This window comes from Kitasatospora sp. NPDC096140, assembly GCF_040303045.1.
GTDB lineage: Bacteria > Actinomycetota > Actinomycetes > Streptomycetales > Streptomycetaceae > Kitasatospora.
In genome coordinates this window covers 182,192-206,383 of record NZ_JBEOUW010000011.1, presented here as the reverse complement: position 1 = coordinate 206,383, position 24,192 = coordinate 182,192, and the positions used below count along the sequence as shown (strand labels likewise).

Below are 24,192 nucleotides of genomic sequence, written 5' to 3'. Positions count from 1 at the left end.
GTCGGTCCGTCAGCCGAGGATCAGCTGCACCGGGTTGCGCTCCAGCAGCAGCACCGCGACGTCGTCGGTCAGTGCGCCGCCGTTCAGCTCCTCGACCTCGGCGATGGCGCTGTCGACCAGCCGCCCCCTGGTCAGCCCGGCGGCCTGGTGGTCGCCGACCAGCCCGGCGAGCCCGTCCTGTCCCAGCCGGCGGGAGCCGGCCCCGACCCGGCCCTCGATCAGGCCGTCGGTGTAGAGCAACAGCCGCCAGCCGGGCCGGAGTTCGACCTCGTGGGCGGGCCAGGCGGCCTGCCCGTCGTGGCACGGCAGCAGGCCGAGCGCGGGCCCGGCGAGGTCGGCGGGCAGGGTGACCGGCTCGTGGTCGCGGCCGAGGAGCAGCGGGGCCGGGTGCCCGGCGAGGTAGAGCCGGGCCGTCTCGCCGGTGCCGAGCGAGTCGAGCGCGCTGTCGGAGCCGCCCGGTGCGATGACGAGCATGCAGAGCGTCGCGAAGATCTCGTCGCTGCGCCGCTCGTGCTCCAGCACGTGCTGGAGGGTGGTGAGCAGGGTCTCGCCGGTGAGGCCGGCGAAGACCAGGGTGCGCCACGCTATCCGGAGGGCGACGCCGAGCGCGGCCTCGTCCGGGCCGTGCCCGCAGACGTCGCCGATCACGACGTGGACGGTGCCGTCGTCGGTGCGCACGGCGTCGTAGAAGTCGCCGCCGAGCAGGGCGCGGCGGCGGCCGGGGCGGTAGCGCCGGGTGAAGGAGAGGCCGGCACCGTCCAGCAGCGGGGTGGGCAGCAGGTGGCGCTGGAGGCGGGCGTTCTCCTGGCCGCGCAGCTCGGCCTCGACGAGGCGTCGCTGCGACTCGTCGGCGCGCTTGCGCTCGACGGCGTAGCGCAGGGCGCGGGCCAGCAGCGGGCCGTCCGTCTCGTGCTTGATCAGGAAGTCCTGGGCACCGGCGGCGACGGCGGCCGCGCCGAGTTCGGCCCCGGCCGCGTCGGTGAGCACCACGACGGGGATGTGCGGGGCCCGGCGGAGCAGTTCGTGCAGGCCCTCCAGCCCGTCGGAGGAGTCGGACGGGTGCGGCAGGTCGGCCGGTGCGGCGAGGTCGAGCAGCACGCAGCCGAACTCGGGGCCGCGGGAGCGGCCGCGCCGGTTCGCGAGCGCGGGCCGGGCCAGCTGGGCGATGGCCTGGTCGAGTCCGCGGGCCCAGTGGATCTCGATCGAGGTGCCGCTGTCGGCCGCCGCCGCCTTGATCAGCTGGGCGTCCGAGGCGTCGTCCTCGATGACCAGCAGCCGCAGCGGCGCGGCGCCGTCGGCGGGGCCCTCCGGGCCCGGTGCGGGGGCCACCTCGGCGATGTGGGAGGGGTGGGCGGCGTGCGCGGCCCGGAGCGCCTGCGAGCGGGGGTGAGGTATCGGGGGAGCCGTCACCGGGCCGGTCGTGGCCGGGCGTTTGCGGGCATGGCCGACGGGGGCGCCGTGGGCGCCCGGCAGGTCCGCGGCACCAGGTGCCCGCCCGTCTCCCGTTGCGGGCATCGGTGGTTCCTCCCTTTCCCCGACTGCGTAACGGTCGACGTCCGTCCGCAGTGCCCGGCTGGCACCGTGCGTCGGGGAACTTCTCGCGACCATAACGTGATCTCCGGGGATTTCTTCGGCCGACCGGCGCCGTTGTGGTTATTGCCACGCCGGTGGCGGTGTGGTGATCGGACTCGGACGACGGCTCGGATGCCCGGTGCGGCGGCTGCCGCGCGGGGCGGAGAAGGGGGCAGACGGTGGTGACACGGATCACCCTGGTCGAGGGTGACATCACGGAACAGCAGGTGGACGCGGTGGTGAACGCCGCGAACTCGTCCCTCCTGGGAGGTGGCGGGGTGGACGGTGCGATCCACCGCCGGGGCGGGCCGCAGATCCTGGAGGAGTGCCGCCGGCTGCGCGCCTCGCACTGGGGCAAGGGGCTGCCCACCGGGCACGCGGTGGCGACGACGGCCGGACGGCTGCCCGCCCGGTGGGTGGTGCACACCGTCGGGCCGGTGTACCGGGCGGAGGAGTACGAGGAGCGGGCGGAGCTGCTGGCCTCCTGCTATCGCGAGTCGCTGCGCGTCGCGGCGGAGCTGGGCGCGCGCACGGTGGCCTTCCCGGCCGTGTCGGCCGGGATCTACGGCTGGCCGCCGGCGGACGCGGCCCGGATCGCGCTGGGCACCGTCGCGGAGGTGCTGGACAGCGGTGACGCGGAGGCGGGCGCGCAGCCGGTGGAGGTGCGGTTCGTGCTGTTCGGGTCGGACATGTACGAGGTGTTCGAGCGGGCCCGGCGGGAGCTGCTCGGGCGGGACGACTGACGGCTGACGGCGGGGCGTGGGGCGCACCGGGCGGCGTGTGGTGTCGCCGCTCGGTCGGGTCCATCGTGGCGTGACGAGGCGTCAACACGCCAGAGATATTCGATAACTCGTTCGAGTGAATGTATCGGGTCGCTCACCAGCTCCCGCCGGCGCCGCGGCCCCACGCCCACGCCCACGACCACGCCCGCGACCGCGGCCGCCACCACCGCGACCGCCACGGGAAGCCGCGGTACCTACGGGGCGAGCGCCGACCAGGGCACCGTGACCTCGCCCTGCCGCCACCGCCCGCGCGCGTCCACCAGCGGCCAGCTGCCCGCGAGCGCCGTGCAGGCCGCCACCCAGCGCTGCCGGGCCCCGAACGCCCCGTACGGCGCGGCCGCCGCCCAGGCCCGGTCGAAGTCGGCCAGGAAGGCGTGCACCGGCCGGCCCGGCACGTTGTGGTGGATCAGCGCCTTCGGCAGCCGCTCGGCGAGGTCGGAGGGCTGCCCGAGGCCGCCGAGCCGGGCCGCGAAGGTCACCGTCCGGGGCCCCTCGGGGCCGAGCGCGACCCAGACGTGCCGCCGCCCGATCTCGTCGCAGGTGCCCTCGACCAGCAGGCCGTCCGGGGCGAGCCGCGCGCACAGCCGCTCCCAGACCCCGGCCACCGCCGCCTCGTCGTACTGCCGCAGCACGTTGGCCGCCCGGATCAGCCGGGCCGGCGCGCCGCCGTCCAGCGGCACCTCGAAGCCGCCGCGCCGGAAGGTGAGCAGCGGCGGCTCGGCGTACGGCAGCGCGGCCGCGACCCGCTCCGGCTCGATCTCGATCCCGACCACCCGGACGTCCGGCCGCACCGCGCGCAGCCGGGCGGCCAGCTCGACGGCCGTCCACGGCGCGGCGCCGTAGCCGAGGTCCACCGCCACCGGCGGGAGCGCGGCGGCGCGCAGCGTGCGGCCCAGGGTGTGGGCGATCCAGCGGTCCATCCGGCGCAGCCGGTTGGTGTTGGTGGTGCCCCGGGTGACGGTCCCCACCGGGCGCCCGGTCCGCCCGCGGGAGGGCGCGGCGGTCGCGGGGTCGAAGGAGGCAGCCATGCCCAGAAGGGTAGTCGGGGCCCGGCGGCACCGTGCTGACCTGGGGTGATGCCGGTCCGGTCGGCCGGTCGGACGGTCCGGTGATGCTCGTGTGCCGAAGCGGGAATGCCGGGCGCCGCCCGCGTGGTTGGCACACTGGTGGTGATGTGTGCCCGGACGGGGCAGCGCACACCGGACAACGGGCGGCCCGGCGCGGACCGCCTAGACGGGCCGCACAGAGGAGGCTTCAGCCAGGTGATCCAGCACCCCGTCCGTTCGGTACGCCGTGCCCAGTCCGCCGTGCCCGCGCGCGGCCGGCTCCAGTCGCTCGTCCCGGGCCGCCGCAGGCCGCGCCGGATAGCCATGCTCAGCGTCCACACCTCGCCGCTGCACCAGCCCGGCACCGGGGACGCCGGCGGGATGAACGTCTACATCGTCGAGCTGGCCAAGCGCCTGGCCGACCTCAACATCGAGGTCGAGGTGTTCACCCGGGCGATCTGCTCGGACGACGCCCCGACGGTCGAGCTGGCGCCGGGCGTGCTGGTCCGCCACGTCACCGCCGGGCCGTACGAGGGCCTGGTCAAGGAGGACCTGCCGGCCCAGCTCTGCGCCTTCACCCACGGGGTGCTGCGCACCGAGGCGGGCCACCGCCCCGGCCACTACGACCTGGTGCACTCGCACTACTGGCTCTCCGGCCAGGTCGGCTGGCTGGCCGCGCAGCGCTGGGGCGTCCCGCTGGTGCACACGATGCACACCATGGCGAAGGTCAAGAACGCCGCGCTGGCCGAGGGTGACACGCCCGAGCCCGTGGCCCGGGTGATCGGCGAGACCCAGGTGGTGGAGGCGGCCGACCGGCTGATCGCCAACACCACCGAGGAGGCCGCCGAGCTGGCGCTGCACTACTCCGCCCGGCCGGACCAGCTGGCCGTCGTCCACCCCGGGGTCAACCTGGACGTCTTCCGCCCCGCCGGCGCCGCGGCGCCGGCCGCCGCCCGGGCCCGACTGGGCCTGCCGCAGGACGCCGCCGTGCTGCTCTTCGCGGGCCGGATCCAGCCGCTCAAGGCCCCGGACGTGCTGCTGCGGGCGGTCGCCGCGCTGCTGGCCCGTCGCCCCGAACTGCGCGAGCGCCTGGTGGTGCCGGTCGTCGGCGGGCCGTCCGGCACGGGGCTCGCCCGGCCGGAGAGCCTGCACAAGCTCGCCGCCCAGCTCGGCATCTCCGACGTGGTGCGCTTCCACCCTCCGGTCGGCCAGGAGCGGCTCGCCGAGTGGTACCGCGCGGCGACGGCCCTGGTGATGCCCTCGTACAGCGAGTCCTTCGGCCTGGTGGCGCTGGAGGCCCAGGCCTGCGGCACCCCGGTGGTGGCGGCCGCGGTCGGCGGCCTGCCGGTCGCCGTGCGGGAGGGCGAGACCGGCAGCCTGGTACGCGGCCACGACCCGCTGGAGTGGTCGCACGCGCTGGAGCCGTACGTCACCGATCCGGCGCTGGTGGCCCGGCGCGGTGCGGCGGCGGCCCGGCACGCGGCGGGCTTCGGCTGGGACACCGCCGCCGCGACCACCGCCGAGGTGTACGCCGGCAGCCTGGCCCGCCCGGCCGGTCGGCTGGCCGCCGCCCGGCGCCGGCTCACCTGAGGCTGCGTCCGCCCGGACTGGCTCACCTGAGGCTGCGCCCGCCCGGTACCGGCGAGTAACGTCACCTTCATGGCAATCCGCACCAAGGACGAGGCCCTGACCCTCCTGCGCACCGCCCTGGACGACGCCGGGGTGGCCTGGGAGCCGGCCGCCACCGACCCGTACACGCTGGTGGCGACCCTCCCGGGCACCCGGAAGCTGAGCACCACCTGCGCCCTGCGGGTCGGTGACCACACCCTGTCGGTGAACGCCTTCGTGGTCCGCCGCCCGGACGAGAACCACGAGGCCGTCTACCGCTGGCTCCTGGAGCGCAACACCAAGCTGTACGGCGTGGCCTACGCGGTCGACGCGCTCGGCGACGTCTACCTGGCGGGCCGGCTGCCGCTGGAGGCGCTCACCCCGGTGGTGGTGGACCGGCTGCTGGGGACGGTGCTGGAGAACGCCGACGAGCCCTTCAACACGCTGCTGGAGCTGGGTTTCGCCTCGGCGATCCGGCGCGAGTGGGAGTGGCGCACCAAGCGCGGGGAGTCCATCCGCAACCTGGCCGCCTTCGCCCACCTCGCCGAACCGAACACCCGGGACGGCGCTCCGGGCTCCGCCCCGGCCGCCGGCTGACGGCGGGTCGGCCGCCGGGGCTCAGGCGCCCGCGGGGGCCTTCGCGGCCTCCGAGGCGGGCTCCGCGGCAGGTGCCGGGACGGCCTCCGTCCTGGGAGCCGCGACTGCGACGACCTCGCCGGAGCGGGCGGCGACAGCGGTACCGGTCCGCCCGCCCAGCGTCACGTAGCCGACCGCGGCGACCGTGCCGACGACCCCGCACGCGCCCCACAGCGCCCCGCCGCCGGCCCGTTCCAGCAGCACACCGCCCACGGCCGGGCCGAGGAACGAGGCGAGCGACCAGGAGAGCCCGTAGACGCCCTGGTAGCGCCCGCGGGCGTGGGTCGGCGACAACTCGGCGATCAGGCCCATCAGGGTCGGGGTGTAGAGGATCTCGCCGACCGTCCAGACCGCCACCGTGAAGGCGTAGAACCACGCGGACGACCCGGCCAGGGCCGTCATCCCGAATCCCCAGCCGATGAACAGCGAGGCCGCCGCGAGCATGGCCGAGCGGCTGCGGCTCTCCACCCACCGGGTGAGCGGGATCTGCAGCAGCACGATCAGCAGTCCGTTCAGTCCGATGACCAGGCCGTACTCGGAGGACGTGATCCCCTGGCGGTCCATGTCCACCGCGAGGGTGGTGGCGCCCTGCTGCAGCACCAGGGCGAGCAGCAGGGTGAGGCCGACCACGGCCATGAAGCGGCTGTCGCGGAACACCGTGACGAGGCCGACCGTCGGCTCGTCGGCCCTGGCGCCCGCCGGGGTGTCGGGCTTGGTCTCCGGGATCCTGAGGAAGATCACCACGGCGCACAGCACCGTGGAGACCGCGTCCAGCAGGAAGAGCATCAGGTAGCCGTGGGTGGCGATCAGGCCGGCGACCGCCGAGGAGAGGCCGAAGCCCAGGTTGATCGCCCAGAAGTTCAGCGAGTAGGCGCGGACCCGGTCGGCGGCGGGGACGATGTCCGCGATGATCGCCGAGATGGCCGGCCGGGTGGCGTTGTTGCAGAACCCCACCAGGAAGGCCACCACCGCGATCGCCACCCGGCCGTCGGTGAAGCCGAGCACGACGGTGAACAGTGCGGTGCCGAGCTGGGCGGCGAGCAGGGTGGGCCGGCGCCCGATCCGGTCGGTCAGCACCCCGGCGACGATCGAGGAGGCCGCCGAGCCCAGGCCGAACAGGGAGGCGACCAGGCCCGCGTAGGCGGGGGAGTACCCGCGGCTGCTGGTGAGGTAGAGCGCCAGGAAGGTGACGACGAAGGCGCCGAGCCGGTTGACCAGGGTCGCGACCCAGAGCCACCAGAACCGGCGCGGCAGTCCGCCCGCCGTCTCCTGGATCATTCGTCGGAACCGGGCGGCGACGAGCATGTGGGGGCTCCCGAGGGCAGGCGTCCGCTGAGCGGCGCGGGCAGGCCCGGTCAGCCGACGCATGTAAGTGGCAGATGCGCGGAGCACACGTTACACAGCTCGGCAAGGTCCCCACCAGGGGTTTTCGGGCCCTCCACTAAGCTGGGGCCCATGGCTGACACGACGTACCGACTCATCCTGCTCCGTCACGGCGAGAGCCAGTGGAACCAGAAGAACCTGTTCACCGGTTGGGTCGACGTCGACCTCAACGAGAAGGGTGAGAAGGAGGCCGCCCGTGGTGGCGAGCTCCTGGCCGCCGAGGGTCTGCTCCCCGACGTGCTGCACACCTCGCTCCTGCGCCGCGCCATCCGCACCTCGCAGATCGCCCTGGACAAGGCCGACCGCCACTGGATCCCGGTCAGCCGCAGCTGGCGCCTGAACGAGCGGCACTACGGTGCGCTGCAGGGCAAGGACAAGGCCCAGACCCTGGCCGAGTTCGGCGAGGAGCAGTTCCAGCTGTGGCGCCGCTCCTACGACACCCCGCCGCCGGTGCTGGCCGACGACTCCGAGTACTCGCAGGCCGGTGACGCCCGCTACGCCGACATCCCGAGCGAGCTGCGTCCGCGCACCGAGTGCCTGAAGGACGTCGTCGAGCGGATGCTGCCGTACTGGTACGACGCCATCGTCCCGGACCTCGCCTCCGGCAAGACCGTCCTGGTCACCGCCCACGGCAACAGCCTGCGCGCGCTGGTCAAGCACCTCGACGGCGTCTCCGACGAGGCCATCGCCGGCCTGAACATCCCGACCGGCATCCCGCTGGTCTACGAGCTGGACGCCGACTTCAAGCCCGTCACCAAGGGCGGCCGCTACCTCGACCCGGACGCCGCCGCGGCGGCCATCGAGGCGGTCAAGAACCAGGGCAAGAAGTAAGCCCGAGCAGCGCGCCCGAGAGGGCGAGCAGGCCCCGCCACCCGGTTCGCCGGGGCGGGGCCTTTTGCATTCAACGGGCTTGTCCGGCAGGCGAGTTGGGCGGATCTGAAAGTGGTTCAGACCATTGACGGGTGGTGGCGGCGGCTCCTACCGTGAGGGCACCGGGCCGGCGCGGGCATGCCATGGACCTCCCCGTCCGGGCCCGCACCCCCACGTGCGCGTCCGCGCCCCGGCGCACTCTCCATCCACCCCCACGGAGGAGCACCATGCGCACACGTCACATCGTCGGGGCGGCGGTCGCCGCACTGGCGATCCCGCTCACCTTCGCCCTCCCGGCGTCCTCGCACGGGTACATCTCGACCCCGCCCAGCCGGGCCGCGCTCTGCGCCGCGGACGCGGTCGCCTGGGACTGCGGCGACATCCAGTGGGAGCCGCAGAGCGTCGAGGGGCCGAAGGGCTTCCCGTCGGCAGGCCCGTCCGACGGCACCATCTGCGCCGGCGGCAACGCGCGCTTCGCCGAGCTGGACGACCCGCACGGCGGTGCCTGGCCGACCACACCGGTGACGGCGGGCCGACAGCTCACCTTCACCTGGCGGTTCACCGCCCGGCACGCCACCACGAACTTCACGTACTACCTGACCAAGCCGGGCTACGACGCGAGCCGACCGGTCACCCGGGCGAGCCTGGAGCTGACGCCCTTCCTGACCGTCCCGTACGGCGGGAAGCAGGTGCCGAGCACGCTCAGCCACACCGCGACCGTCCCGGGCGGGCGCACCGGCCACCAGGTGGTCGTCGCGGTCTGGGAGATCGCCGACACCGGGAACGCCTTCTACTCCTGCACCGACGTCACGTTCTGACGCCCGGCAGGGGTGCGGACCGGGCGCGGGCCACCGGGTGCACGGCCGTCGCCCACGGCGGTCGTGCACCCGAGGCCGTCAGTGCCCGCCGCAGCAGCCGCCGTCCGCGCCGCCGCACTGGCAGGGCGCACCGGACTGGCAGCCGCAGCCGCAACCCGGGCCGCAGCCGCAGCCGGCGGCGAGGACGGGCAGCAGCTTCGGGGCGGGTGGCTCGACGGTGTCGCGGGCGGGTGCCGGGCGGGTCGGGTTGGCCTTCATCGAGCGTTCCCTCCGTGAAGCGGGCGCACTGCGGCGCCCGATACGTCGAGTGAAACCGCCGGACGGAGGGAGCGTCAACGGGCGCGCGGTGGTGGGGCGTACGGAAGACCGTGCGCCCGCACCACCGCCGCCACGGGTTTACCCGCCCCTCGGGGGAGTGGCCCTCGGAACGGGGCTCACTCCGCCGAGCCGGCCTCCGAGGTCTCGGAGGCGGCCACGAACTCGGCCACGTGCTCGCCCGTCACCAGGTACACCACGCGCTTGGCGACCGACACCGCGTGGTCCGCGAAGCGCTCGTAGTAGCGGCCGACCAGGGTGATGTCGACGGCGGTCTCGATGCCGTGGTGCCAGCGCTCGTCGATCAGGTGCGACAGCAGCTCGCGGTGCAGGGTGTCGATGGCGTCGTCGTCCTGCTCCATCTCCAGGGCCTTGTCGACGTCCTTGGTGGCGATCACCAGGCCGGCCTTGGCCACCAGGCGCTGGGCGAGCTGGCCCATCTCCAGGACGGTCGAGTGCAGGTCGCGCGGCACGGCCGTGTCGGGGTAGCGCATCCGCGCGACCTTGGCGACGTGCCGGGCGAGGTCGCCGCAGCGCTCCAGGTCGGCGCTCATCCGCAGCGAGGTGACGACTATCCGCAGGTCGGTGGCGACCGGCTGCTGGCGGGCGAGCAGGTCGATCGCCCGGTTCTCCAGCTCGTGGTGCAGCTCGTTGATGTTCTCGTCGGCGGCGATCACGCTCTCCGCCAGCGCCAGGTCCGCGTCGAGGAGGGCGGTGGTGGCGCGGCCGAGGGCGGAGCCGGCCAGCCGGGCCATCTCGACCAGGCTGTCGCCGATCGCATCGAGTTCCTCGTGGTACGCGTCGCGCATGTTCTCTCCTCAGAAGCTGTGTCGGTGGCGGTGCCGACCGGCCGACCCGTCCGACCGCCGTTGCGGCGTCCGGGCGACCGCTGCTGGTGGCGCGCATCGTACGCGCACACCTGAGCCGGTGGCCGTCGAACGGCACACCGGTCTCTCCCACACGGGCTGCCCGGCCAACTTTCCGCCGCCAGGGCGACGCAGCACGGCCAGTGCGGTGAATCGACAGCTACATGAAGGTGAATTCTCGGCAACGTGTGATCGATGCCTTGACCCAGCCCTTGGGGAGTGGCCTGGCCGTGCGCTTACGCTGGCCACATGGACGTGAACGTGGCCGCCGCCGCTGCCTGCGCCATAGCCGGGCTCGGCGTCGGCCTCACCGCCTCCATCGCATTCCGCTGGAGCGAGCGCGAGCAGGCCAGGGGCAAGTACAGCGGCACCAGCGGCAGGAACCACAGCCGGTACCAGGCACTGGGCACCGGCAACCCCGAGCCGCCCCTGCCGCCGGGGGTCGACACCGTGCTCTCCGTGCTGCGCTCCTGCGCGATCGTGCTCGGCGAGGGCGACGAGGTGGTCAAGGCCAGCTCAGCGGCGTACGCGATGGGCCTGGTGCGCGGAGGCGCGGTCGCCGTGGACCAGATGCTCGCACTGGCCCGCGGCACCCGCCGGGACGGCGAGATCCGCCAGGTCGAGCTGGAGGTGCCCCGACCGGGCGCGGCCCGCGCGGCCGAGCCGCTCGCGGTCTCCGTCCGGGTCGCCCCGCTGGGCTCCCGGCTGGTGCTGGTGCTGGTCGAGGACCAGACCGAGCGGCGCCGGGTGGAGGCGGTCCGCCGGGACTTCGTCGCCAACGTCAGCCATGAACTCAAGACTCCCGTCGGCGCCCTGTCGCTGCTGTCCGAGGCGGTCGTCGACGCGTCCGACGACCCGGAGGCGGTGCAGCGCTTCGCCGGCCGCATGCAGGTCGAGGCCGCCCGGCTGGCCAGCCTGGTCCAGGAGATCATCGACCTCTCCCGGGTCCAGGACGACCGGCTGATGGTCGACCCCGAGCCGGTCGCGGTGGACGAGCTGATCGCCGAGGCGATCGACCGCTGCCGCCAGCAGGCGGCCGCCAAGCAGATCCTCATCGCGGCGGGCGGCATCGCCGGCCTCTACCTGCACGGCAACCGCGGCCAGCTCGCCGCCGCGCTCGGCAACCTGGTCGAGAACGCCGTCAACTACAGTCCGCCCCGCACCCGGGTGGCGATCGCCACCCGCCGGATCTCCAGCGCCGCGGCGCTCGGGGAGGCGGACGGCGAGCTCATCGAGATCTCGGTCACCGACCAGGGCATCGGCATCTCCGAGAAGGACCGCGAGCGGGTCTTCGAACGCTTCTACCGCGTCGACCCGGCCCGCTCCCGGGCCACCGGCGGCACCGGCCTCGGCCTCTCCATCGTGAAGCACGTCGCCGCCTCGCACGGCGGAACCGTGTCGGTGTGGAGCGTCGAGGGCCAGGGGTCGACCTTCACCCTCCGCCTGCCCGCCGCGCAGGTGCCCGCCGACGAGCCCGACGAGTACGACGAGCCCGACGAGTACGACGAGCCCGCGGAGCGCACCGACCACGGCCGTCCCGCCGACCACGGCCGTCCCGCCGACCACGGCCGTCCCGACGACCACGGCCGTCCCGACGACCACGGCCGTTCCGACGAGCGCGCCGGCCACGACCGGTCGGCCGGGACGGACGCCGAGCCCGACCACGAGTCGCACGCCGCCGCGCCCGCCGCGGCACCCCGGACCCTCACCACGGACCGTACGGCCCACACGGACCGCACCGGCCGTTCGCTCCCCGCCGGGGAGCGGGAACAACACCTGTCAGACACAACCCCGCAGTTTGCCCCGGAGGCCTGATCGTGACCCGAGTACTGGTGGTCGAGGACGAGGAGTCGTTCAGCGACGCCCTCTCGTACATGCTCCGCAAGGAGGGCTTCGAGGTGGCCGTGGCCGCTACCGGCCCCGACGCCCTGGAGCAGTTCGAACGCAACGGTGCCGACCTCGTCCTGCTCGACCTGATGCTGCCGGGCCTGCCCGGCACCGAGGTCTGCCGCCAGCTCCGGGTGCGGTCGAACGTCCCGGTGATCATGGTGACCGCCAAGGACAGCGAGATCGACAAGGTCGTCGGGCTGGAGATAGGCGCTGACGACTACGTCACCAAGCCGTACTCCACCCGGGAGCTGGTCGCCCGGATCCGCGCGGTGCTGCGGCGCCGCGGCGAGGACGGCGGCGCGGGCGACAACGGCGGCGGCCCGGGCGCCCTGGAGGCGGGCCCGGTCCGGATGGACGTGGACCGGCACGTGGTGACCGTGGACGGCGCCAAGGTCGACCTGCCGCTCAAGGAGTTCGACCTGCTGGAGATGCTGCTGCGCAACGCGGGCCGGGTGCTCACCCGCATGCAGCTGATCGACCGGGTCTGGGGCGCGGACTACGTCGGCGACACCAAGACCCTGGACGTCCACGTGAAGCGCCTGCGGGCCAAGATCGAGCCGGACCCGGGCGCGCCGCGCTACCTGGTCACCGTGCGCGGCCTGGGCTACAAGTTCGAGCCGTAAGCCGTAGCCTCCCCTCCTGCGCGTCCTACGCGGAAGGCCCCCGCCGGCAGTCGCCGGAGGGGGCCTTCGCGTCGCTCCGGCGGGCCCGGGCGGGCCCACCGGAGGCGGTGCACAGGGTCAGTGCGAGGCCGGGACGGCCGGGGTGGTGGCGCCGGCCGGGACGGCCGTACCGGTGGCCGCGCCCGGGGCGGTGGTGGCACCGGGGGTGGTCGTGGCGCCCGGGGTGGTGGTGGCACCGGCGGCCGGGGCGGTCGCGCCGGGGGTGGTCTTGACGGGCGCGACGGTCGGCGAGGGGGTCGGGCCGTAGCCCTTGTAGAGGCCCTTGCCGTCCGGGCTCACGCCGGCCTGGACGTCGACCTTCTGGCCGTCCTTGAAGGTGAAGGTCGTGGCGGCGAAGCCGCCGACGTGGACGGTGGCGTTGGGGACGGTGGCGGTCGGGTTGCCCTGACCACCGATCGCGACGGCGCCGCCGGCCGGGATGACGAGGCCGGTCAGCGGGGCACCCGCGGCGTCGGCCAGGGTCGCAGCGGCGGTGTCGACGGTCACGGACTGCAGCTCGGCCGGGACGTCCGAGGTGTTCGCGATGTTCACGACCACGTTGGCGGGCCCGGTGTAGTCGCCGGAGGTGCCCTCCCCGGTGACGACCACGATGTTGTTCAGCTTCAGGTGCGTCCCGATGGTTGCCGCCGCGTTGTCGGGCTTGACCTGCAGGGTGTCCGGCGTGTTGCCGGCGGCGCAGGAGGACAGCGAGGCGATGGCGATGGCGGCGATGGCGGCGATGCTGCCGCGTCGAAGGCTGCGGCTCACGGCGGCGGCTTCTCCTAAGTCACGTGTCGGTAGGTCAGGTCTCAGATTATCGACCTCACTTATGCGCTCCTCACGGGGTGGTCCCCGTGTCGCACTCCCGGGGGCCGCCGGGAGCCGTCCGGCGGTACGTCCGCCATGTCCAGGTCACATCGCGGACAAGCTTCGACCAAGATCGAATAACGATTGGGTCGCGACCGGAAAAGGGGTGAAAGCTCAAGATCCAATCATGGTTGCGGGGGTGTTGCGCAAGGGTTTCGTCGAACCCCGGAACCGCCTCCGACCTGCGGGAAGCCCCTCTCGAACACCGGTCGCAGCACGTCATGGGGGTGCTTGTCAAGCCCCGAGACCTGCCCTGACCTGCGAAAACGCCCTTCGGGTGCGCCGAGAAGCGTGTTATTCTGGAAAGCCACGGAAGGGGTCCTGTCACATGACGTTCAAGGTTGGCGACACGGTGGTCTACCCCCATCACGGGGCCGCGCTGATCGAGGCCATCGAAACTCGCCAGATCAAAGGTGTGGACAAGACCTACCTGGTGCTCAAGGTGCAGCAGGGAGACCTGACGCTCCGCGTGCCCGCCGAGAACGCGGAGTTCGTCGGCGTGCGCGATGTAGTCGGCCAGGAGGGTCTGGACCGGGTCTTCGAGGTGCTGCGCGCACCGTACACGGAAGAGCCGACCAACTGGTCCCGTCGCTACAAGGCGAACCTGGAGAAGCTCGCCTCGGGCGACGTTATCAAGGTCGCCGAGGTTGTGCGCGACCTCTGGCGTCGCGAGCGCGAGCGCGGCCTCTCGGCCGGCGAGAAGCGGATGCTCGCGAAGGCGCGCCAGATCCTCGTCAGCGAGCTCGCGCTGGCGGAGAACACCAACGAGGACAAGGCGGAAACGCTGCTCGACGAGGTCCTCGCCTCGTAGCGCACGCGTCACCGCATGCGGTCGGGCTGCCGCCCAACGCTCACAGCGCCCGGTGCCGGCGCGCCGCTCCTCGGACGAACCGTCCGGGAGTGGTGCAGTGGCACTCCGGGCGCTGAGGCGTGTCCGGACGACGCCTCCCGCCCGGGCCCACCGAACCGGCCGGGGCCTGTGGGACCGTTCCCGTACCCGCCCTTTCGCGGATCTCCCGCGGAGCGCGGACACGGGTCCTGCGGAGCTGTGCGGCGGGCAGCGGACCGTGGTTCTTCGGAAGGGGCCCTTGCGCCCGCCGGGCACGCCATGGCCATACCCACTTCGCCGAAGGAGTGAAACCTGAACGCGTCAGCAGCAGTCGCAGCAGCAGTGGTGCCCGCCGCCGGGCGCGGTGAGCGCCTGGGCCCCGGGGCCCCGAAGGCCCTGCGGGAGCTGGGCGGTGTGCCGCTCCTGGTGCACGCCGTCCGGGCACTGGCCCGCAGCCGGGCGGTCGGCCTGGTCGTGGTCGCCGCACCCGCCGACGGGGTGGCCGAGGTGGTCGCCCTGCTGGACAGCCACGGGCTGGACGGCAAGGACATCCGCGTGGTGGCCGGCGGCGTGACCCGCCAGGAGTCGGTCCGGCTGGGCCTGGCCGCGATCCCGGAGGACGTGGAGATCGTCCTGGTGCACGACGCGGCCCGTCCGCTGGTGCCGGTCGAGGTGGTGGACGCCGTCGCGGCCGCCGTGCGGGCCGGGGCGCGGGCCGTGGTGCCCGCGGTGCCGCTGGCCGACACCGTGAAGCGGGTCGAGCCGAACCCGGGCGGCCCCGAGCCGGTGCTCGACACGCCCGAGCGGTCCACCCTGCGCGCGGTGCAGACCCCGCAGGGCTTCGACCGCGCCACCCTGGTCGAGGTGCACGCCAAGGCGCTGGCCGAGGAGAGCGCCGGCGCCGCCGGCGCACCGCCGGTCACCGACGACGCCGGCCTGGTCGAGCGCTACGGCGACCGGGTCGTCGTGGTGCCCGGCCACGAGGAGGCGTTCAAGGTCACCCGTCCGTTGGACCTCGTGCTCGCCGAGGCCGTACTCGCCCGCCGGAGGGCCGCCGATGCCTACTGACCCGCAGACCCCCGCCGCTGACCCCCAGGCCCCCGCCGCCCCCGGCGCCCCCGCCGTCGTGATGCCCCGCGTCGGGATCGGCACCGACGTGCACGCCTTCGAGGCCGGCCGCCCGCTGTGGGTCGCCGGCCTGGAGTGGCCGGACGCCGGGGTCGGGCTGGCCGGGCACTCGGACGCCGACGTGGCCGCGCACGCCTCCTGCGACGCGCTGTTCTCGGCCGCCGGGATCGGCGACCTGGGCGCCCACTTCGGCACCGACCGTCCGGAGTGGTCCGGTGCCTCCGGGGTGAAGCTGCTCGGCGAGGCGGCCCGGCTGGTCCGCGAGGCGGGCTTCGAGATCGGCAACATCTCGGTCCAGGTGGTCGGGGTCCGGCCGAAGATCGGCAAGCGGCGGGCCGAGGCGCAGGCCGCGCTGTCCGAGGCCGCCGGTGCACCGGTCTCGGTCTCCGGCACCACCACCGACGGCCTGGGCCTGACCGGCCGGGCCGAGGGGCTGGCCGCGATCGCCACCGCCCTGGTGTACGAGCGGCGTTGAGGCCGGCCGGTCGAGCGGACCGGTGGGGCGGCGGTCGAGCGGACCGGTGAGCGGCGGGGCGCGGAAGAAATCCGCACCTGACGGGTGTTCACCAGCTGGCGCGGGGGCCTGAGTCGATACTGTTCGGCTTCGGGCCCGCGCGGGGCTTCCCCCTCGGGCCGTTACCGCCGCCGACGAGATGAGGTTCGCCAGATGACCGCCCAACTCTCCGACCGTGCCAAGGCGTTGATCGACGGCAAGAGCTTCGCCGTGGTCTCCACCATCCAGCCCGACGGCAGCCCCCAGTCCTCGGTGGTCTGGGTCAAGCGGGACGGCGACGACATCCTGTTCTCCACCGTCGAGGGCCGTCGCAAGCACCTCAACCTGGTGCGGGACCCGCGCGTCTCGATCCTGCTCAACCCGGCGGACAGCCCGTACGAGTACCTGGAGGCGCGCGGGGAGGTCACCATGACCACCGAGGGCGGCCGGGACCTGATCGACGAGCTGGCCGCCAAGTACCGCGGGGTGGACAAGTACACCTGGGACGGCCCGGACGACGTCCGGGTGATCGTGCGGCTCACCCCGCGCAAGGTGGTCGGCAGCCTCTGATCCGTTCCGCCCGCGACCTGCCGTTCCCCGGGATCGTGCACCGTCGTCCCGGGGAATGTGGCGGGGCACCCCCCGTTGCCCACTACGCTTGACGCTGTGAGCATTCGTCTGTACGACACCAGCACCCGCCAGGTACGCGACTTCGTCCCGCTTGTACCGGGTTGTGTCTCGATCTACCTGTGCGGCGCTACCGTCCAGTCGGCGCCTCACATCGGGCACATCCGTTCCGGGCTCAACTTCGACATCATGCAGCGGTGGTTCGCCTACCGCGGCTACCAGGTGACCTTCGCCCGGAACGTCACCGACATCGACGACAAGATCATCGCCAAGGAGCGCGAGCTCGGCACGCCGTGGTGGCAGATCGCCTACGAGAACGAGCGCGCCTTCAACGACGGCTACACCGCGCTCGGCTGCCTCGCGCCGACCGTCGAGCCGCGGGCCACCGGGCACATCCCCGAGATGATCGAGATGATGCAGGGCCTTATCGAGAAGGGCCACGCCTACGCGGCCGACGGCAACGTCTACTTCGACGTGAAGTCCTACCCGGACTACCTCGCGCTCTCCAACCAGAAGCTGGACGACCTGCGCCAGCCGAGCGGCGAGGGCGAGACCGGCAAGCGGGACCAGCGCGACTTCGCGATGTGGAAGGCCACCAAGCCCGGCGAGCCGAGCTGGGAGACCCCGTGGGGCCGCGGCCGTCCGGGCTGGCACCTGGAGTGCTCGGCGATGGCCCACAAGTACCTGGGCGCGGCCTTCGACATCCACGGCGGCGGGCTGGACCTCATCTTCCCGCACCACGAGAACGAGATCGCCCAGTCCAAGGCCTACGGTGACGACTTCGCCGCCTTCTGGGTGCACAACGCCTGGGTCACCATGGCCGGCGAGAAGATGAGCAAGTCGCTGGGCAACTCGGTGCTGGTCTCCGAGATGGTCCGTGCCTGGCGGCCGATCGTGCTCCGCTACTACCTGGCGGCCCCGCACTACCGCTCGATGATCGAGTACAGCGAGGAGTCGCTGCGCGAGGCCGAGGCCGGCTTCGGCCGGATCGAGGGCTTCGTCCAGCGCGCCGTCGAGCGCTGCGGCACGGTCGACGCGGCGCCCGAGGTGCCGCCGGCCTTCGCCGAGGCGATGGACGACGACTTCGGTGTGCCGCAGGCGTTGGCCGTCGTGCACACCGCCGTCCGCCAGGGCAACAGCGCCCTGAACGCGGACGACAAGGAGAGCGTGGTGGCGCGACTGGCCGAGGTCCGTGCGATGCTCGGAGTGCTGGGCCTCGACCCGCTCGACCCGCAGTGGGCCGGGACGGACCGCGGCGAGGACCTGCACGGTGTGGTCGATTCGCTGGTCCGCCTGGTCCTGGACCAGCGGCAGGCGGCGCGCCAGCGCAAGGACTTCGCCACCGCGGATGCCATCCGCGACCAGCTCGGCCTGGCCGGGCTGGCCATCGAGGACACCCCGTCCGGCCCGCGCTGGACGATCAACAGCCAGTAACCCCATCTGACGATCGGGGTGATGGGTGGGCCGTACCGCACCGGTGCGGCCCTCCCGCATGACGTAGCGCATGCCGTCGGCCGCCGCCGGACAGAAGCGGGGCGGCCGGGCATGCCGGACAGACAGGAAGTACAGCCATGGCCGGCAACAGCCAGCGCAGGAACCGCCGCAACCCCGGATCGAAGAAGGGCGCGTCTGTCGGTACCGGCGGGCACAGCCGGAAGGCGCTCCAGGGCAAGGGCCCGACCCCTCCCGGCGCGGAGCGCAAGGGCCACCCGAAGCAGCGCGCCGCCAACGCCGCGATCAAGCGCGAGCGGGACGCCAAGGCCCGCGCCGGCATGCGCCGGGCCGGTGCCGGCGGCCGGGGCGGCCGCGGCGGCGCGGGCAGCGCCGAGCTGGTCTTCGGCCGCAACTCCGTCGTCGAGGCCCTGCAGGGCGACGTGCCGGCCAACGCGCTGTACGTCCAGCAGTTCATCGACACCGACGACCGCGTCCGCGACGCCTTCCAGGCCGCCAACGACCGCGGCATCCCGCTGATGGAGGCCCCGCGCGCCCAGCTGGACCAGATGACCGGCGGGATGAACCACCAGGGCCTGGTGCTCCAGGTCCCGCCGTACGAGTACGCGCACCCCGACGACCTGCTGGCGGACGCCGCCGACGCCGGCCAGGACGCGCTGATCATCGCCCTGGACGGGGTCACCGACTCCCGCAACCTCGGCGCCGTGGTCCGCTCCGCCGCCGCCTTCGGCGCGCACGGCGTGGTCATCCCCGAGCGCCGCGCGGCCGGCATGACCGCCGGTGCCTGGAAGACCTCCTCCGGCGCCGCCGCCCGGCTGCCCGTCGCCCGGGCCACCAACCTGACCCGCACCCTGGAGGCCTACCAGAAGGCCGGCCTGATGGTGGTCGGCCTGGCCGCCGACGGCGAGGCCGAGCTGGGCGACCTGGAGCTGCTGACCGGCCCCGTGGTGGTCGTCGCGGGCAGCGAGGGCAAGGGCCTGTCCCGGCTGGTCTCGGAGACCTGCGACATGCGGGTGCGGATCCCGATGTCGGGCCTGACCGAGTCGCTGAACGCCGGTGTCGCGGCGGGCATCGTGCTGTACGAGGCCGCTCGGCTGCGCGCCAAGCGCTGAGGCGGCCGGAGCGGCTGCGGAGGCGGTCGGGAAGGTGGCGGTGCGCGCCGGGCCCTGAGCACGGGTGACGGGCGGGGCCCTGAGCGCGAGTGACGGGCGGGGCCCTGAGCACGGGTGACGGGCGGGGCGCAGGCGATCTTCCGAATTGCCCGCAGTCCGAATGGAAGGCGATCGGGTCCGACCGGGCCCGATCGCTTTTTTCATGATCACTTCAAGTGTGCGCCGGACATCCACCCGGGAGAGTGTCCTAAGCGGCCGTCACCCGGTTAGACGGGCGTGGACACCAGAACACCTCGGCGCCCCCTGTTCGGCGGCGGCAGTACCGGGATAGACGCGGGCCCCGGTCTCAACACGGTCAAGGTGGAGTCGGACCCCGCGCGGCTCAGCAGCACCCAGGCGAGCTTCCGGCTCCGGCTCGGCGCGCCGGTGGCGCCGCTGATCGATGCACCGGTCGGACTGCTGTCCACCGGCGCCGCGTTCGGCGACCCGTACGCCAACCAGGGCCTGATCCGCCGTCCGCTGGTCACCCCGCAGGTCGTCGTGCCCGCCTCCGCCGTCCCGGCGCTGGCCGGGGCCGTGGCCGGTGGCGCACAGCGCCGCAAGGGCCGGGTCACCGCCGTCACCTGGACCGGCCAGGCGCCCCCCGGGGACCTCGCGGCCACCCAACTGCTGGAGGCCGTGCGCCACGGCGGAGCGCCGGGGCGCGGCGGCGTCGGCCTGGCCGAGGCGGACACCCAGGTGATCCCGTCCCTGGCCGGCGCCCGGACCGTCCCGCGCCAGCCCCGGGAGGGCAACGGCACCGCCACCGACGCCGGCGTCGGCCCGGTCGGCGAGCCGCACGGCTGGACCCCGAGCGGCGAGCTGCCCGAGGTCTCCGCCGCCGACGCCGAGGGCCGGCAGCCCTGGTACCCGGGCCGCCGGGTCGACCTCGGCCTGGTGCTGCTGCCGCTGCGCGCCGTCCTCGGCTCGCTCTCGGTCTACGCCGGGTTCAGCAAGCTGTGCGACCCGGTGTACTTCGACGGCGGCGAGCGCGGCTCGATGATGCGCTGGCTGTCCTCGCTGCACCCCTGGAAGGTCGCCGAGCCGCTCCTGGCCTTCGCCATGGCGCACCCGGTGGGAGCCGGCCTGGTCGTCTCGTTCACCGAGATCGTGGTCGGCGTGCTGACCGTCCTCGGCCTCTGGCAGCGGCTCGCGGCCGGGGCCGCGATGGTGCTCTCCGCCGCGCTGCTGTTCACCGTCAGCTGGCGGGCCGTACCGGTCTACGACACGCCCGACCTGATCTTCCTCGCGGCCTGGAGCCCGCTGCTGATCGCCGGGGCGCCGTTCGCCTCGCTGGACGGCCGGCTCAACCTGGAGGCCTGGCGGCGGTTCGGCGCGGACGCCTCCGGGGCGCTGCGCCGCCGGGTGCTGCGCCGGGGCGCGATGGTCACCACGGTCGTCGTCGGCCTGACCCTGCTGCTCGGCTCGATGCTCGGCGCCGCCGTCCGCACCGGCGCCCGCGCGCACGAGGCGCCGACCCGCCCGGCCACCGACTACGGCACCCCGGTGTGGCCGTCCGGCAGTCCGTCCGGTGCCCCGGCCGGCAAGGGGCCGTCCACCACGCCCTCGCCCGCCGCCCCGCGCCCGGCCACCCCGACGCCGAGCGCGACCACCCCGTCCACCGCGCCGACCTCCAAGCCGGCCACCCCGACGCCGAGCGGCAAGGGGCACTCCGGCAAGTCGGAGACCGGCGGGGGCTCCGCCCCGGCGACCGGCGCCCCGTCCGCCGGGGCGGGCGGCTCCGCGCCCGCCCAGCGCAGCACCCCGGGCCCCGGCGGTTCGGGCTCGGCGCCCAAGACCAGCCCGAGCTCCGGCCCCGGGCTGCTCGGCGGGGTGCTGGGCAGCGCGCCGCTGGCCGACCTGTCGGGCGACGGCCGCGCCTCCCGTCCGGGGGCGCCGACGGCGACCTGAGGCCGCTGACGCGCCGGTCGGCCGGGGGCTCCGTGGGGGAGCACTCGGCCGACCGGCGTTTCCCGGCGCCGTGGTCGGTGCTGCAGTCGCCGTCGGTGTTGTGGCTGCCGGTGGTGCGGCGGCCCCTGGGCTTCGGCCGCTACTGGGGTGTGCGGCCGGCGCCGGCGGCGAGCTCCTTGGCCGCCTCGGTGAGGTCCTTGGCGGTGTCGATCGCGCGCCAGTACACGCCCTGCGGCAGCTGGTAGCCCGCCAGCCGCTTGCCGCGGGCGAGTTGGGGGAACGTGGTGCGCTCGTGGTCGCCCACGTCCGGCAGCAGCTCGGCGAACTCCGGGCTGAACACGTACAGGCCGGCGTTGATCAGGAAGGGCGAGGGCGGCGCCTCGATGAAGTCCAGCACGTTGCCGAACTGGTCGGTCTCCACGGCGCCCCACGGGATCCGCGGCCGGGCCAGCGCGAGCGTCGCGACGGCGTCCCGCTCGTGGTGGAAGGCGGCCATCTCACGCAGGCTGAAGCGGGTCCAGATGTCGCCGTTGGTGGCGTACCAGGGCTCGTCCGGGCGGGGCAGCGCCCTGGCCGCGTACTTGAGCCCGCCGCCGCGCCCGAGCGGCTCCGCCTCGACCACCGTACGCACCCGCAGCGGCAGGTCCGCCTTGCCCAGCCACTCCTCCAGCACGTCGGCGAGGTGCCCGCAGGAGATCACCACGTCGGTGACGCCCTCCTCGGCCAGCCAGGCCAGCTGGTGGCCGAGGATCGGCGTGCCGGTGCCCGGGATCTCGACCAGCGGCTTCGGGCGGTCGTCCGTGTAGGGGCGCAGCCGGGAGCCCTGGCCGCCGGCCAGGATGACGGCCTGGGTGACCGGCGTCGAGGTCGGCCGGGGCGGGAGGGACTGCGGGGAGCCCTGGGGCTGCGGAGCGCTCGGGGAGCCCGGGGAGCCCCCGGAGCCCGGGGCGTCCGGGGCGTCCGCGGAGCTCTCGGAGGGCGAGGTGCCTTGGGACAGCCGGGAGTTGGGGGACGCGGGGTCGGCGGTGGGGCCGGAGTCAGCGGTCATGTCTGAACGATAGGCCCGCCGCCCCGGCCACGGACCGGCGAGCGTCAGCCCGTCACACCCGCCGCGAACGCCCCGTCGCAGACCGGACGGGCGAAGGAGCGGGCCCGCTGGACGTCGCCCTGGTACTTGCGCACCGCGGCCTTGCCCAACTCGGTGGCCAGCGAGGTGCAGTACGGCGTCAACGAGGGCTGCTCGCGCATCGAGCGCTCCAGCAGGTCCAGCGCGGCGGACGGGTTCTTCGCCCGCAGTTCGTCCAGCAGGACCACCCGCAGGGACTCCTGCGGGGCGAGCCCGTCGGCGGGCTTGGCCGCGGTGGCGGCCGCGCTGTCGGAGCGCCCGATCCCGGCGCCGTCGCCGCTGGACGCCGCCACGACCTGCTGGTCGAGCCCGGTCGGCGGGGCCCACGGGACCCGGGTCACGGCGAGGGTGCCGGTGGTCACCAGGACGACCGGCAGGGTCAGGGCGAAGGTCTGGCCGATACGGCGCACAAGCTGCTTCACCCTCAGGAGAGTAGCGGTGGGTACGGGGCGGATCGCCCTCCGTTACACCATCGAGTGACACGGTGTCCGGGTTCGTCCCCGCGCCGTGTTGACGCCCGGGGGGGAGGGGGTACGGGCGGAGCCCGCCGGACCGGGGAGGGTCCGACGGGCTCCGGTGGGTTCGCTCGCTGATCGCTCGCTTGCGGGGTCCGCTTGCTGCGTTCGCTCGTTGCGTCCGCTCGCTGCGTTCGTGCGTGGGCTGGGCTGCGTCAGTCGCAGACGCTCAGGCGCTTGCCGGTGCTGGTCGCGAAGACGTGGACCTCGTTGGCGATCGGCACCACGTGGACGGTCTCGCCGCGGGCCGGGATCTGGCGGCCGGGGACGCGGACGACCAGCTCCTTGTCCTCGCCGCCGATCTTGGTGGTGCCGTAGACGAAGCCGTCCGAGCCGAGCTCCTCGACCACGTTCACGGTCACCGCGACGCCCTCGATGCCGCCCGAGGGGACGATCTCGAAGTGCTCGGGGCGGATGCCGACGGTCACCGTCTTGTCGGTGCCGGCGCCGGCCAGGTTCTCGCGCGAGATGTTGACGACCGAGCCGCCGAACTTCACGCCGCCGTCCACCAGCGGCACCTCGACCAGGTTCATGGCCGGCGAGCCGATGAAGCCGGCCACGAACAGGTTGGCGGGCTTGTCGTACATGTTGCGCGGGGTGTCGACCTGCTGCAGCAGACCGTCCTTGAGCACCGCGACCCGGTCGCCCATGGTGAGCGCCTCGGTCTGGTCGTGGGTGACGTACACCGTGGTGATGCCCAGGCGGCGCTGCAGGCCGGCGATCTGGGTACGGGTCGAGACGCGGAGCTTGGCGTCCAGGTTCGACAGCGGCTCGTCCATCAGGAAGACCTGCGGCTGGCGGACGATCGCGCGGCCCATCGCGACGCGCTGGCGTTGACCGCCGGAGAGCGCCTTCGGCTTGCGGTCCAGGTACTCGGTGAGGTCGAGGATCTTCGCGGCCTCCTCGACCTTGGTGCGGATCTCCGACTTGTTCACGCCGGCGATCTTGAGCGCGAAGCCCATGTTCTCCGCGACGGTCATGTGCGGGTAGAGCGCGTAGTTCTGGAACACCATCGCGATGTCCCGGTCCTTCGGCGGCAGGTGCGTGACGTCCCGGTCACCGATCCGGATCGCGCCGCTGTTGACGTCCTCCAGGCCGGCCAGCATGCGCAGGCTGGTCGACTTGCCGCAGCCCGAGGGGCCGACCAGCACGAGGAACTCGCCGTCCGCGATCTCCAGGTCCAGCGCGTCCACCGAGGGCTTGTCGGCCCCGGGGTAGATACGGGTCGCCTGGTCGTACGTGACAGAAGCCATGGTTGTTGCTCTCCTTCACCGGCAGGAACGTGCCGGACGATCCGAGTAAAGGGGGTGTAGTTGTCCGTCGTCCCGTCAGTGGTCTGAACCACTACACGAAGCCGACTCCCGGCGACGCTACCTGCGGTTCCGCGGCTTGTCAGCCCCCACCGGCCCGATTTCGGCATCGGTTCCATCACGCCCGCCCCGCCCCACCAACCCCCGGATATCCCACCACCCCGCCAGCCCGGCCCGGTAGACTGCCCCCGGTGCCGCCGTGATACCTCGCGGACGGCCACCGTGCCTCCTTAGCTCAGCTGGCCAGAGCACCGCTCTTGTAAAGCGGGGGTCGTCGGTTCGAACCCGACAGGGGGCTCCGTGTGGGAAGGGCCGGTCCGACGTGTTGTCGGGCC

The 24,192-nt window shown here is 73.7% G+C and carries 23 protein-coding genes and 1 tRNA gene; 15 read left to right on the top strand and 9 right to left on the bottom strand.

Annotation, left to right across the window (positions count from 1 at the left end; translation table 11 throughout):
• Positions 1-9: 9 nt before the first annotated feature.
• Positions 10-1,515, bottom strand: coding sequence for a PP2C family protein-serine/threonine phosphatase (locus tag ABT048_RS14495; protein ID WP_350521689.1), 1,506 nt, complete (start codon positions 1,513-1,515; stop codon positions 10-12).
• Between the two features lie 239 nt (positions 1,516-1,754).
• Between ABT048_RS14495 and ABT048_RS14490 the strand changes: the two genes are divergently transcribed.
• Positions 1,755-2,315: an O-acetyl-ADP-ribose deacetylase gene (locus ABT048_RS14490; RefSeq protein WP_350521688.1), complete on the top strand. Its 561-nt coding sequence runs from the start codon at positions 1,755-1,757 to the stop codon at positions 2,313-2,315.
• A 233-nt stretch (positions 2,316-2,548) separates the two neighbouring features.
• On the opposite strand, the gene ABT048_RS14485 is transcribed toward ABT048_RS14490, so the two are convergent.
• The gene (locus tag ABT048_RS14485; RefSeq protein WP_350521687.1) at positions 2,549-3,382 is read right to left on the bottom strand and encodes a class I SAM-dependent methyltransferase; all 834 of its coding nucleotides are present in this window, start codon (positions 3,380-3,382) and stop codon (positions 2,549-2,551) included.
• A 237-nt stretch (positions 3,383-3,619) separates the two neighbouring features.
• Here ABT048_RS14485 and mshA point away from each other — a divergent pair, with 237 nt between their 5' ends.
• A complete protein-coding gene (gene mshA, locus ABT048_RS14480) occupies positions 3,620-4,990 on the top strand; it encodes a D-inositol-3-phosphate glycosyltransferase (RefSeq protein WP_396545225.1) in 1,371 nt (456 codons plus the stop codon).
• Positions 4,991-5,059: 69 nt separating this feature from the next.
• Complete coding sequence (locus ABT048_RS14475) at positions 5,060-5,605, top strand: type III secretion system chaperone family protein (protein WP_350521686.1); 546 nt, start codon at positions 5,060-5,062, stop codon at positions 5,603-5,605.
• 21 nt (positions 5,606-5,626) lie between these two features.
• Here the strand turns inward: ABT048_RS14475 and ABT048_RS14470 are convergent, their stop codons facing one another.
• Positions 5,627-6,949 carry an MDR family MFS transporter gene (locus tag ABT048_RS14470; RefSeq protein ID WP_350521685.1) on the bottom strand — a complete coding sequence of 441 codons (1,323 nt, stop codon included), beginning with the start codon at positions 6,947-6,949 and terminating at the stop codon, positions 5,627-5,629.
• Between the two features lie 150 nt (positions 6,950-7,099).
• Here ABT048_RS14470 and ABT048_RS14465 point away from each other — a divergent pair, with 150 nt between their 5' ends.
• Positions 7,100-7,858: a phosphoglyceromutase gene (locus tag ABT048_RS14465; RefSeq protein WP_350521684.1), complete on the top strand. Its 759-nt coding sequence runs from the start codon at positions 7,100-7,102 to the stop codon at positions 7,856-7,858.
• A 266-nt stretch (positions 7,859-8,124) separates the two neighbouring features.
• Positions 8,125-8,715 (top strand): lytic polysaccharide monooxygenase auxiliary activity family 9 protein, encoded by a 591-nt coding sequence (locus ABT048_RS14460; protein WP_350521683.1) that lies wholly within the window; start codon positions 8,125-8,127, stop codon positions 8,713-8,715.
• A 78-nt stretch (positions 8,716-8,793) separates the two neighbouring features.
• On the opposite strand, the gene ABT048_RS14455 is transcribed toward ABT048_RS14460, so the two are convergent.
• A complete protein-coding gene (locus tag ABT048_RS14455; protein WP_350521682.1) occupies positions 8,794-8,973 on the bottom strand; it encodes a hypothetical protein in 180 nt (59 codons plus the stop codon).
• A gap of 176 nt (positions 8,974-9,149) precedes the next feature.
• Entirely contained in the window at positions 9,150-9,839 is a 690-nt protein-coding gene (phoU, locus tag ABT048_RS14450) for a phosphate signaling complex protein PhoU (RefSeq protein ID WP_350521681.1), read from the bottom strand.
• 306 nt (positions 9,840-10,145) lie between these two features.
• Here phoU and ABT048_RS14445 point away from each other — a divergent pair, with 306 nt between their 5' ends.
• Entirely contained in the window at positions 10,146-11,711 is a 1,566-nt protein-coding gene (locus ABT048_RS14445) for a sensor histidine kinase (RefSeq protein ID WP_350521680.1), read from the top strand.
• Between the two features lie 2 nt (positions 11,712-11,713).
• Positions 11,714-12,409 carry a two-component system response regulator PhoP gene (phoP, locus tag ABT048_RS14440; protein ID WP_031069385.1) on the top strand — a complete coding sequence of 232 codons (696 nt, stop codon included), beginning with the start codon at positions 11,714-11,716 and terminating at the stop codon, positions 12,407-12,409.
• Positions 12,410-12,526: 117 nt separating this feature from the next.
• Here the strand turns inward: phoP and ABT048_RS14435 are convergent, their stop codons facing one another.
• On the bottom strand, positions 12,527-13,216 hold the full coding sequence (locus ABT048_RS14435) for a copper chaperone PCu(A)C domain-containing protein (protein WP_350521679.1): 690 nt from the start codon (positions 13,214-13,216) through the stop codon (positions 12,527-12,529).
• Between the two features lie 427 nt (positions 13,217-13,643).
• Here ABT048_RS14435 and ABT048_RS14430 point away from each other — a divergent pair, with 427 nt between their 5' ends.
• From ABT048_RS14430 to ABT048_RS14400, 7 genes are all read left to right on the top strand, one after another.
• Complete coding sequence (locus ABT048_RS14430) at positions 13,644-14,126, top strand: CarD family transcriptional regulator (protein ID WP_014136563.1); 483 nt, start codon at positions 13,644-13,646, stop codon at positions 14,124-14,126.
• Between the two features lie 360 nt (positions 14,127-14,486).
• Positions 14,487-15,212: a 2-C-methyl-D-erythritol 4-phosphate cytidylyltransferase gene (ispD, locus tag ABT048_RS14425; protein WP_350521678.1), complete on the top strand. Its 726-nt coding sequence runs from the start codon at positions 14,487-14,489 to the stop codon at positions 15,210-15,212.
• A 61-nt stretch (positions 15,213-15,273) separates the two neighbouring features.
• The gene (gene ispF / locus ABT048_RS14420; protein WP_350521740.1) at positions 15,274-15,747 is read left to right on the top strand and encodes a 2-C-methyl-D-erythritol 2,4-cyclodiphosphate synthase; all 474 of its coding nucleotides are present in this window, start codon (positions 15,274-15,276) and stop codon (positions 15,745-15,747) included.
• A 192-nt stretch (positions 15,748-15,939) separates the two neighbouring features.
• Entirely contained in the window at positions 15,940-16,335 is a 396-nt protein-coding gene (locus tag ABT048_RS14415) for a PPOX class F420-dependent oxidoreductase (RefSeq protein WP_350521677.1), read from the top strand.
• A 96-nt stretch (positions 16,336-16,431) separates the two neighbouring features.
• Positions 16,432-17,826, top strand: coding sequence for a cysteine--tRNA ligase (gene cysS / locus ABT048_RS14410; RefSeq protein WP_350521676.1), 1,395 nt, complete (start codon positions 16,432-16,434; stop codon positions 17,824-17,826).
• 137 nt (positions 17,827-17,963) lie between these two features.
• The gene (gene rlmB / locus ABT048_RS14405; protein ID WP_350521675.1) at positions 17,964-18,956 is read left to right on the top strand and encodes a 23S rRNA (guanosine(2251)-2'-O)-methyltransferase RlmB; all 993 of its coding nucleotides are present in this window, start codon (positions 17,964-17,966) and stop codon (positions 18,954-18,956) included.
• Positions 18,957-19,316: 360 nt separating this feature from the next.
• Complete coding sequence (locus tag ABT048_RS14400) at positions 19,317-20,906, top strand: DoxX family protein (protein WP_350521674.1); 1,590 nt, start codon at positions 19,317-19,319, stop codon at positions 20,904-20,906.
• A 139-nt stretch (positions 20,907-21,045) separates the two neighbouring features.
• Here the strand turns inward: ABT048_RS14400 and ABT048_RS14395 are convergent, their stop codons facing one another.
• The 3 genes from ABT048_RS14395 to ABT048_RS14385 all read right to left on the bottom strand — a co-directional run bounded on the left by ABT048_RS14395 (position 21,046) and on the right by ABT048_RS14385 (position 23,800).
• The gene (locus ABT048_RS14395) at positions 21,046-21,954 is read right to left on the bottom strand and encodes a nucleotidyltransferase family protein (protein WP_350521673.1); all 909 of its coding nucleotides are present in this window, start codon (positions 21,952-21,954) and stop codon (positions 21,046-21,048) included.
• Between the two features lie 44 nt (positions 21,955-21,998).
• Positions 21,999-22,454: a hypothetical protein gene (locus tag ABT048_RS14390; protein ID WP_350521672.1), complete on the bottom strand. Its 456-nt coding sequence runs from the start codon at positions 22,452-22,454 to the stop codon at positions 21,999-22,001.
• A 248-nt stretch (positions 22,455-22,702) separates the two neighbouring features.
• Positions 22,703-23,800, bottom strand: coding sequence for an ABC transporter ATP-binding protein (locus ABT048_RS14385; RefSeq protein ID WP_350521671.1), 1,098 nt, complete (start codon positions 23,798-23,800; stop codon positions 22,703-22,705).
• 281 nt (positions 23,801-24,081) lie between these two features.
• On the opposite strand from ABT048_RS14385, the gene ABT048_RS14380 reads away from it, so the two are divergent.
• A tRNA-Thr gene (locus tag ABT048_RS14380) sits at positions 24,082-24,155 on the top strand.
• The last annotated feature ends 37 nt before the right edge of the window (positions 24,156-24,192 follow it).

Coding starts and splice junctions, on each gene's coding strand:
- ABT048_RS14445 (WP_350521680.1), top strand. CDS start 10,146: ATGGACGTGAACGTGGCCGCCGCCGCTGCCTGCGCCATAGCCGGGCTC.
- ABT048_RS14470 (WP_350521685.1), bottom strand. CDS start 6,949: ATGCTCGTCGCCGCCCGGTTCCGACGAATGATCCAGGAGACGGCGGGC.
- ABT048_RS14415 (WP_350521677.1), top strand. CDS start 15,940: ATGACCGCCCAACTCTCCGACCGTGCCAAGGCGTTGATCGACGGCAAG.
- ABT048_RS14385 (WP_350521671.1), bottom strand. CDS start 23,800: ATGGCTTCTGTCACGTACGACCAGGCGACCCGTATCTACCCCGGGGCC.
- ABT048_RS14465 (WP_350521684.1), top strand. CDS start 7,100: ATGGCTGACACGACGTACCGACTCATCCTGCTCCGTCACGGCGAGAGC.
- rlmB (WP_350521675.1), top strand. CDS start 17,964: ATGGCCGGCAACAGCCAGCGCAGGAACCGCCGCAACCCCGGATCGAAG.
- phoU (WP_350521681.1), bottom strand. CDS start 9,839: ATGCGCGACGCGTACCACGAGGAACTCGATGCGATCGGCGACAGCCTG.
- ABT048_RS14455 (WP_350521682.1), bottom strand. CDS start 8,973: ATGAAGGCCAACCCGACCCGCCCGGCACCCGCCCGCGACACCGTCGAG.
- ABT048_RS14460 (WP_350521683.1), top strand. CDS start 8,125: ATGCGCACACGTCACATCGTCGGGGCGGCGGTCGCCGCACTGGCGATC.
- ispF (WP_350521740.1), top strand. CDS start 15,274: ATGCCCCGCGTCGGGATCGGCACCGACGTGCACGCCTTCGAGGCCGGC.
- ABT048_RS14475 (WP_350521686.1), top strand. CDS start 5,060: ATGGCAATCCGCACCAAGGACGAGGCCCTGACCCTCCTGCGCACCGCC.
- ABT048_RS14485 (WP_350521687.1), bottom strand. CDS start 3,382: ATGGCTGCCTCCTTCGACCCCGCGACCGCCGCGCCCTCCCGCGGGCGG.
- ABT048_RS14495 (WP_350521689.1), bottom strand. CDS start 1,515: ATGCCCGCAACGGGAGACGGGCGGGCACCTGGTGCCGCGGACCTGCCG.
- ABT048_RS14430 (WP_014136563.1), top strand. CDS start 13,644: ATGACGTTCAAGGTTGGCGACACGGTGGTCTACCCCCATCACGGGGCC.
- ABT048_RS14395 (WP_350521673.1), bottom strand. CDS start 21,954: ATGACCGCTGACTCCGGCCCCACCGCCGACCCCGCGTCCCCCAACTCC.